The organism is Burkholderia sp. Se-20378, from assembly GCF_017104665.1.
Classification (GTDB): domain Bacteria; phylum Pseudomonadota; class Gammaproteobacteria; order Burkholderiales; family Burkholderiaceae; genus Burkholderia; species Burkholderia lata.
In genome coordinates this window covers 1-9,178 of sequence record NZ_JAAGPG010000337.1, presented here as the reverse complement: position 1 = coordinate 9,178, position 9,178 = coordinate 1, and the positions used below count along the sequence as shown (strand labels likewise).

At 66.3% G+C, this 9,178-nt stretch carries 8 protein-coding genes and 1 pseudogene; 6 read left to right on the top strand and 3 right to left on the bottom strand.

Annotated features, from left to right (window positions below; genetic code table 11):
- Positions 1-543: FAD-binding oxidoreductase (locus tag G3N93_RS27255; RefSeq protein ID WP_206134357.1), on the bottom strand; the 543-nt coding region annotated here is incomplete at its 3' end.
- 224 nt (positions 544-767) lie between these two features.
- Here G3N93_RS27255 and G3N93_RS27250 point away from each other — a divergent pair.
- From G3N93_RS27250 to G3N93_RS27230, 5 genes and pseudogenes are all read left to right on the top strand, one after another.
- Positions 768-1,622 (top strand): helix-turn-helix domain-containing protein, encoded by an 855-nt coding sequence (locus G3N93_RS27250; RefSeq protein ID WP_006485970.1) that lies wholly within the window; start codon positions 768-770, stop codon positions 1,620-1,622.
- Positions 1,623-1,748: 126 nt separating this feature from the next.
- Positions 1,749-3,292 (top strand): annotated as a pseudogene (locus tag G3N93_RS27245) (ATP-binding domain-containing protein).
- A 197-nt stretch (positions 3,293-3,489) separates the two neighbouring features.
- Positions 3,490-4,101: a DUF6402 family protein gene (locus G3N93_RS27240; RefSeq protein ID WP_174943855.1), complete on the top strand. Its 612-nt coding sequence runs from the start codon at positions 3,490-3,492 to the stop codon at positions 4,099-4,101.
- Between the two features lie 12 nt (positions 4,102-4,113).
- A complete protein-coding gene (locus tag G3N93_RS41735; RefSeq protein ID WP_241026721.1) occupies positions 4,114-4,545 on the top strand; it encodes a hypothetical protein in 432 nt (143 codons plus the stop codon).
- Between the two features lie 6 nt (positions 4,546-4,551).
- Entirely contained in the window at positions 4,552-4,971 is a 420-nt protein-coding gene (locus G3N93_RS27230) for a hypothetical protein (RefSeq protein WP_174937643.1), read from the top strand.
- Between the two features lie 312 nt (positions 4,972-5,283).
- Here the strand turns inward: G3N93_RS27230 and G3N93_RS27225 are convergent, their stop codons facing one another.
- Positions 5,284-6,843 (bottom strand): methyl-accepting chemotaxis protein, encoded by a 1,560-nt coding sequence (locus G3N93_RS27225; RefSeq protein WP_206134356.1) that lies wholly within the window; start codon positions 6,841-6,843, stop codon positions 5,284-5,286.
- A gap of 230 nt (positions 6,844-7,073) precedes the next feature.
- Here G3N93_RS27225 and G3N93_RS27220 point away from each other — a divergent pair, with 230 nt between their 5' ends.
- Positions 7,074-8,588 carry an MDR family MFS transporter gene (locus G3N93_RS27220; protein WP_206134355.1) on the top strand — a complete coding sequence of 505 codons (1,515 nt, stop codon included), beginning with the start codon at positions 7,074-7,076 and terminating at the stop codon, positions 8,586-8,588.
- 59 nt (positions 8,589-8,647) lie between these two features.
- Here G3N93_RS27220 and G3N93_RS27215 read toward each other — a convergent pair.
- A partial coding sequence (locus tag G3N93_RS27215) for a zinc-binding dehydrogenase (RefSeq protein WP_206134354.1) occupies positions 8,648-9,178 on the bottom strand: 531 nt, incomplete at its 5' end.

The window sequence follows — 9,178 nt, the reverse complement described above, 5'->3', positions numbered from 1 at the left end:
CGCCTCGGCGGCACGCGCGGCGAACGCGGCAGCCACGCGGCGCGGCTCGGCCTGCCCGTCGGTTGCGGTGTACAGCCCACCGAGCGTGCGTGCCTGCGGCGAAAGGCCGCTGACACGCTCGTCGATCTGCGCACGCGTCAGCGTGCGCGTGTCGAGCCCGTGTTCGCGCGCGACGGAGAGCCACGCGTTGAACGACGCCCAGTCCGTTTCGTTGTCCGCAATATAAAGACAGCCGCCCTGCCGCCATTCGAGATCGAAACCGAGGGTTTCCTCTAACTCCTCCCAGATTTTCATGCCGGCCATCATCAGCGGCACCTCGGCCGCTTCGCGCCCCTGCTGCCGCACGAAGCCCCACGCACGGGTCGACTGCTGTCCGGCGATGCGCGACTTGTCGAGCACGACGGCCTTCAGGCCGCGCAGGCCCAGGTAATACGCGGCTGCGCAGCCCATGATGCCGGCGCCGGCAATCACGATATCGGCGTCGGTTGGCAATGGAGTGCCGGCGAGGGTCAGGGCATCGTGCAGCGGATAGGTTGTCGTCATTGTTTCCTGTCAGGCGTTAATGCATCCGGATACGGACCTCGGTGGTAACGTCGTGACACACCTTTCACACAAACGCACCTTTCACGACGCTGAATAACGACCATTTTGCGGTAAAGTTATCTTTTCCGCGCGTGGCCGGTCGGCTCGCCCCTGGACGTCATGAAGACTGTCCGTCGAGACTGCCGCAAGGCGTCGTTCTGAACGTCACGATCCGTTCCCGTAGCATGACCACTGAAGCAATCACCACGGATTCCCTCGCGGTTGCCGAGCGCGTGCGCGAGCTGATGACCCGCAACGGCATCGGCAAGCGCCAGCAGACCACCGAGCTGTGCCGCATCCTTGACCTGAGTTTCTCGCAAGGCCACCGCAAACTGCGCGGCAGCAGCCCCTGGACGCTCGCGCAGATCAAGAAAGTCGCCGAAGCGTACGGCGAACCCGCCGCCCAGCTGTTCGGCGCGCAAACGCTCGACCCCGGCATGGTCGGCGCCTATTCACAGGAAGCCGTCCTTTACGCGGGCGTCGCCGAGATTCCGTGCACCGCCTGGATCGGCGCGCCGCTCGAAGCCGGCGCACGCCCCGAATTCGTCGCGTATGAACAAAACGGCCGCTGGCGCGTGCTGCGCCACACCGGCGTGCTGTACCAGAACGCGTACGACGTGCACAAGATCGAGATCTATCCGCGCCGCGCGGAGAGCGACAAGCTCGTCGTCGCGGTGATCGACCCCGATCGCGTCAGCGCGACCGAGCTGTGCCGCTATCTCGAACGCCAGGGTTTCGCGACCGCCGCATTCGACGGCCTCGCGCCGTTCGTCGACGCGCTGCAGGGCCAGGCGTTCGACGCGGTCCTCACCGAATGGCTGTTCGACGACAGCACGGCCGCCACCGCGATCAAGGCCGTCCGCACGTCCGACAATCCGGGCGCGCCGATCTTCGTGCTGACGGGCGACCTGCTCACCGGCCGCGCGAGCGAAGCCGACATCAGCGAAGTGATCCGCGCGTTCGACGTCGTCTGCTACGAAAAGCCGGCGCGCATGGCGATTCTCAGCGCCGATCTCGCGAAACGGCTCGCCCGCGGGTAACGCTCCCGGGCCGTTCCTCCTCCTGACGGCCAACGTCCGCGCGGCACGGCGGTCGTGAACCGGTGCATAGCTCAGTACAATAGCCGCACCCGTTCACGCCCACGACGGCTTCCGCCGCCCGACGCCATGGCCCGCCTCATCCCCGACGACTGGAAAAGCCTCGCCGCAACCGGCGCGGCAGAACGCGAGCGCGAAACGCTCGCCGCGCTCGAACACGCGCTGCCCGACAGCTACACCGTGTATCACGGCGTGCACTGGACCCGCGCCGACCAGGCGTTCTCGGTGTTCGGCGAGGCTGCGTTCGTCGTCGTGAGCCCGGCCGGCCGCGGCGCGCGCCGGCTGGGCTCGGCGCGGGCGGCGACCGGGGCCGGTGGCTGCTGTACTGCCCCTCCTACTCTGTCCGCGACGCGTCGATCGCCGGCGTCGCGGCCGACCGCGTCGTCGAGGCGTCGCGCAAGGCGCAGCGCGCGCAGGTGATCCTGCAGAGCCTGCCCGAGGACGACGAGCACTTCCCGAACGCACCGAAACTCCACCATGTCCTCGCGGACGAGCTCGCGCTCACGCCCGACACGAGCGCGCTCGTCGGGCAGGCCGGCACGCTCGTCACGCGGCTGTCGGGCGGGCTGGCCGCATGGGCGCGCCAGCTCGAATTCGCGCCGTTCCGGCTGCGCGTCACCGGCACGGCCGGCTCGGGCAAGACGCAGCTCGCGGTGCAGGCGATGCGCGATGCGGTCGCGGCCGGCAAGCGCGTGCTCTACGTGTGCTTCAACCGGCCGCTCGCCGACTACATCGCGCGCATCGCGCCGCCCGGCGCAAAGATCGCGAACTACCACCAGCTATGCGACTGGGTCGCGCGCGACGGCGGCTATACGCCCGATTTCCAGGTGCCCGGCGAATTCGAGCGGCTCGAGGCGCGCTTCGCGGAAACGCCGATTCCCGAGCACTGGCGCTTCGACGTGCTGGTCGTCGACGAAGGGCAGGATTTCCATGCACCGTGGGCGGCCGCGCTGGAGCGCTTGCTGGCGCCGGAGGGCGCATGGTGGTGGCTGGAAGATCCGCTGCAGAACCTGTACATGCGCGAGCCCGTCGCGCTGCCGGGCTGGGTCACGCTGAAGGCGCTCACGAACTACCGCAGCCCGCGCGACCTGCTCGAGTTCGTGCGCGACATCGTCGGCCGGGTCGAGCCGCTTGCGGCCGAATTGCGCTCGGGCAGCCCGTTCGACGGGTCGGATCCGTCGGTGTCGTCGTACGGGGAAGAAGGTGCGTCGGGCGACGCGTTGGCCGACGCCTGCATCGACGCGACCAAGCGGGCGATCACGCACGCGTTGTCGCTCGGCTTCCGCAAGCAGGACATCGCGGTGCTGTCGTATCGCGGCCGCGAGGGCTCGGTGCTCGCACCGCTCGACCAGCTCGGCCCGCACCGGCTCAAGAGCTTTACCGGCAAGTACGACCTGTTCGGCAACCCGGAGTATCGCGAAGGCGACGTGCTGCTCGATTCGATCTACCGCTTCAAGGGCCAGTCGGCGCCGTGCGTGATCCTCACCGAGGTCGACTTCGACACGCTCGACGCGCGTGCCGCGCGCAAGCTGTTCGTCGGCGCGACGCGCGCGACGATGAAGCTGCTGATCGTCGCGTCGTCGCGCGCGGCTGCGCAGCTTGGGGCGGGTTGACGCCGGACAGCAGCTCGTCCGGCACGGGGACGATCTCCGGATCCCCGACATTACGCGCCGACACAATCGGGCACATTTCGTTTCGCCCCAAACCCTGAACGGGTCGCCTGCTTCGCGATTCCGGCGACACCCGATGGTTTATCCCCGTGCGGCACATCGTTACGATCCCTGGCCATTCGCTGCGAACGGGATATTCGATGGCCGACGTAAAGAAGGTGCCGTACTACAAGCCGCAGAAAGGGCTGTTTGGATCAGGGCTGAAGGAATATCAGGGTTCCAGAGGGTGTATTCCCCTCGAGACTCAGAAGGGCGTTTCACTCGACAGACTGGCGCCGGGAGAAAAGCCACCGCCCCCTCTTCCCAAGCCGGCGCCCAAAGCGCCGAGTATTCCCGGGCAGGGCTCCGCTTCCGACCCATTGCCGAAAACCGGTCAGGCGATGGTCAAAGAACCACCAGAGCCACCAGAAGCGGAGGTCTGCGAAAAACCGCCGCCCTTCGACCTTCAAGACGTACCGATTGCGATGGACAAGCTGGGCTGGAAGGTCTCGGCCAAACTTGCGCGAATCTGGTTCGCGAGCCCTGCGCATACTTACAATGACGACCCGACGTCACATCAGCCATTGAATGACGGCGACGTCACTCTTGATTGGGTTTTGAAATTCGGGAACGTCAGGAAAAAGTATGAAAAGCTCCTGTCGAATGATATTTATAGCGAGCGCTCCGTCAGGACGGCAATAGACATCACCAGGACCTTCATCAAAAATCTCTTTCTGGATAGACACTCGACACTCAGCTTCAACACATCTTGAGCTTGGTGAGATATGCAGACTAGAGCCATCAGATACATTGGCTTAGCCATCATTTTTTATATCGGTGCAGGCCTGATCATTCACTTCAGTCGACCTGCCTATGGGCGATGCGATTTCTACGATCGCCCGGAAACGCTGGATGGCGGCATAAAAAGCATGAACGGAGTTCCATATCGATTCAAGATGTGCGGCACCGGCGGGAATGATCAAGATGGGACGAACGATAAAATAGAACTGAGGGTCTTCAGCGAAAAAGGAGAGCTTCTTGCGAAACGATACTTCTCCGTCAACTGGTACCACGGAAAGAGCTTTCACCAGCCCTTGAATTACGAGGGCAACCTGGTTCGCTACATCGATTTGACCGATGAATCCAACTACGATAAATACCTGAGGATTCCGCCAACCAAGTGGGACTGGCTTCGCGCCAGACTGCCCCTCTTTTGAGCACACATGATCAGGCCCGACAGCATCCCGACCTTCCACGATGCCGAGCTCGTCACGATCGACCATCGTCCTGCCGATCACGCGTTGCGGCTTCGATTCCGTCGAGTCGGTGGCGAAATCCATTCCTTTCGCTTCACCGGCGTCATTTCCCTGCGAATCATCGATTTTGCGCAACAGAATGTCGTGTCACGCCTTCTGCTATCTCCCGCCTATCCGTTTTCGCAGACAGAGGTGCGCCACTGGCTGAAATGGATAGGCAGCAGGGAGGATTTCGACGCAGCGAATGTAGACGATTCCCGGCTCGATCAGTACCTGGCCGATTTCGACACCGATCGAAAGGCGTTGTTCGTACTCGAGCCGTCATGTGGCGCAGAGGTTGCGGTGCTGTGCGAGACGATCCGGCTCGACTCGGGTCCTGACGTCTGACTATCACGCGAGCGGCGTCGTGACAATCACGGCGCCGCAGTCGCGAATGAATTGAAGCGGGGGCGAACGACAGACACAGTCGACAGTCGCGCGGGTCTCAACCACCCCCACCATCCATCCAGCCACCCGGAACGCCCCCACCGCACGACGCCACCCGTCTGCCTGCCCCCCGCGCGACGCGGCAGCCGACGCGGCCTGCCCGCCGAGCGCCGTCGTGACACTCACGGCGCCGCAGTCGCGAATGAATTGAAGCGGGGGCGAACGACAGACACAGCCGACAGTCGCGCGGGTCTCAACCACCCCCACCATCAATCAAGCCACCCGGAACGCCCCCACCGCACGACGCAACCCGTCTGCCTGCTCCTCGAGCGACGCGGCAGCCGCCGCGGCCTGCTCGACGAGCGCCGCGTTCTGCTGCGACACCTGGTCCATCTGCGACACCGCGCGGTTCACCTGCTCGATCCCGTCGCGCTGCTCGCTCGACGCGGCCGCGATCTCGGTCATGATGCCCGTCACGCGTCCGATCGCCTGCTGGATGTCCTGCATCGTCGCGCCGGCCGTGCCGACGAGCCGCGAGCCGATCGCGACGCGCTCGACCGATTCGCCGATCAGCGTGCGGATTTCCTTCGCCGCGGAAGCCGAGCGTTGCGCAAGCGTGCGCACCTCGCCCGCGACCACCGCGAAACCGCGGCCCTGCTCGCCCGCACGCGCGGCTTCGACCGCCGCATTCAGCGCGAGGATGTTGGTCTGGAACGCGATGCCTTCGATCGTGCCGATGATGTCGGCGACCTTCTGCGAGCTCTGGTCGATCTCGTTCATCGTGCCGATCACTTCGCCGACGACCGTCGCGCCGCGCGTGGCGATCTCGCTCGCGGTATCCGCGCAGGCCTGCGCCTCCACCGCGTTGTCCGCGTTCTGCTTCACGGTCGCGGTGAGCTGCTCCATGCTCGCGGCCGTCTCCTGCAGCGCGGACGCCTGTTCCTCGGTGCGCTGCGACAGGTCGGTGTTGCCGGCCGCGATCTGGTGCGTCGCCGTCGAGATCGCTTCGGAACCCTGGCTGACCTGGCGCACGGTGTCCGCGAGGCTGCGCTGCATGCCGGTCACGCCCTTGACCAGTTCGGCCATCTCGTCACGCGACGACCAGCGCACTTCCGACGTCAGGTCGCCGTCCGACAGGCGGCGGAAATGCGACAGCAGACGGTTCACCGGCTGCGTGATCGCGTAATGCAGACCGATCGCGCAGCCGAGGCACGCGGCGAGGCCGAACGCGATACCGGCGATCGCGCCCGCGCGCATCCAGCCGTAATAGGTCTGCGCGGTGTCGTACACGTCCTTGCCGCGTGCGACCTGGTACGCGTCGAGCGCATCGGTCGCCTGCGTGAGCGCGACCGACAGCGGCGGCGCAACCGACATCAGCAGCCGGTCGGCCTCGTCGCGGCGGCCGTCGCGGACCGCGTCGATCATCGGCTTGAGCGCCTGCCCGATCAGCGCCTGGCGCGCGGCGTCGAGGCGGCTCGCGAGCGGGCCTTCATCGCCGTCGTGCGGCATCGACGCGTAGCCGCGCCACGCGGTGTCGGCCTTCGCGAGATAGTTCTCGACCTTCTTGACGAGATCGGGCACTTCCGGCGCTTCCGGATGCAGCATCGCGCGGTCGAGCGTCGTGCGCACGATCGTCAGGTTCAGGCTGGCCGCCGACAATGCGGTCTTCGCAGCCAGTTGCTGCGTATAAGCCTCGTCGAGCGCGCGGTTCGAGCTCTGCATGCCGGCGAGGCCGATCAGCCCCGACACGACGAGCAGCACGGCGACGAGGCCGAGCGTGGAGAAGATCCGCGTACGGATCGAGAAACGGGAAAACAGGGCGTTCAGGTTCATGACGGGACGTGAGCGGTGAAAAGTGCCGCGGCAAACGGTCCGCAGCACTCTGGATTACGGTTTGCCTGCAAAAAACTTGAGTCCGTCCCCGCTTTCCCCTGATCCCGGTCAATTTTTCGGGCCGGCAATCTCCTGTTACGGTTGCAACACATCGAGGCTGGGCAGAAATTGACCAGTCAACTATCTGCCGCTATAGTTCGACACAAATCCCTGCCATGGCAGATATCTCGATGACAACCGACACCCTCCTCACTCCGCCGGCCGCCGAAGCGGCCCGCCGCGACGCGCCGACCGGGCTGATCGTCGCCGCGCTGCTGCTCGTCATGCTGCTGTCCGCACTCGACCAGACGATCGTGTCGACCGCGCTGCCGACGATCGTCGGCGAGCTCGGCGGGCTCGACCAGTTGTCGTGGGTCGTCACCGCGTACCTGCTCTCCTCGACCGTCGTGCTGCCGCTGTACGGCAAGCTCGGCGACCTGTACGGCCGCAAGATCGTGCTGCAGGCCGCGATCGTGCTGTTCCTGGCGGGCTCCGCGCTGTGCGGCGTCGCGCAGGACATGACGCAGCTGATCGTGCTGCGCGCGCTGCAGGGGCTCGGCGGCGGCGGCCTGATGGTCGTCACGATGGCCGCGATCGGCGACCTGGTGCCGCCCGATCGCCGCGCGCGCTACCAGGGGATGTTCGGCGGCGTGTACGGCCTCGCGACGATCATCGGCCCGCTGCTCGGCGGCTTCCTGGTCGAGCACCTGTCATGGCGCTGGATCTTCACGATCAACCTGCCGCTCGGCTTTCTCGCGCTCGCGGTGATCGGCGTCGCGTTCCGGCCGCACACCGCGCACGTGAAGCACCGGATCGACTACATGGGCGCCGCGTTCCTCGCCACCGCCCTCACCTGCGTGATCCTGTTCACGAGCGAAGGCGGCTCGCTGCTGCCGTGGACGTCGCCGCAGCTGTGGATGACGCTCGTGCTCGGCGTCGTCGCGATCGGCGGCTTCATTTATGAAGAGCGGCTCGCGGCCGAGCCGATCATGCCGCTCGAACTGTTCCGCCATCGCACCTTCGTGCTGGTCAGCCTGATCGGCTTCGTCGTCGGCATCGCGCTGTTCGGCTCGGTCACGTTCATCCCGCTCTACCTGCAGGTCGTGAAGGGCTCGACGCCGTCGCAGGCCGGGATGCAGCTGCTGCCGATGATGGGCGGGATGCTCGTGACGTCGATCGTCAGCGGCCGGCTGATCTCGCGACTCGGCTCGTACCGGATGTTCCCGATCCTGGGCACGCTGACCGGCGGCATCGCGATGGCGCTGCTGTCGACGCTGACGCTCGATACGCCGCTGCACACGATGTACGCATACATGGCGCTGCTCGGGATCGGGCTCGGCATGGTGATGCCCGTGCTCACGCTCGCCGTGCAGAACACGGTCGAATTCCGGCACATGGGCGTTGCGACGTCGGGCGCGACGCTGTTCCGCTCGATCGGCGGCTCGCTCGGTGTCGCGGCGTTCGGCGCGTTGTTCTCGCACGGGCTGCAGTCGCGGGTGATGGCTGCACTGCCGGCCGGCACGGAGCTGCCGCCCGCGCTCGGCCCGGCCGCCGTGCACCAGTTGCCGGACGCCGTGCGCGACACGTATCTGCATGCGTTCGCCAGCTCGCTGCATGTCGTGTATCTCGCCGCGGCGACCGTTATCGCGATCGCGTTCGTGCTCGCGTGGTTCGTCGAGGATGCGCCGCTGCGCAAGCACAACTGAGCCTCCTGTGGATCGCGACGCGCGCGTCGAGCCGCATCGCGATCCCCATCCGCCCGCCGTCAAGGCACCAGCACGACCCCGCCCGTCGTCGCACGCGACTCCAGCAATCGGTGCGCATCGGCCGCCTGTTCAAGCGGCAGCCGCGCGCCGATCTCCACATGCATCCCGCCCGCCAGCCGTTCGAGCGTCGCGCGTGCAGCCTCCCGATATCCGTCAACGTCACGCGCGATGAAGCCGAGCACGCTCGGCCGCGCCAGCGCGATCGACCGCGCCGGCCCCAGCTCGTCGAGATCGAACGTCTGCCGCGCACCGATCGCGGCCACCTGCCCGATGCTCGCGACCATCCCGAACGGACGGACCGCGCCGAGCGTGCGCGTCAGCACGTCGCCGCCGATCCCGTCGATCGCAAAATCGACCCCCGCGCCGCCGCCGAACGCGCGTGCCGCCGCGACAAAATCCTCCTCGCGGTAATCGACGACCGCCTCGGCGCCATGCGTGCGCGCAAGCGCGGCCTTCGCGGCCGACCCGACCGTGCCGATCACCCGCGCGCCGAGCGCACGCGCCCATTGCGTCGCCAGCAGCCCGACGCA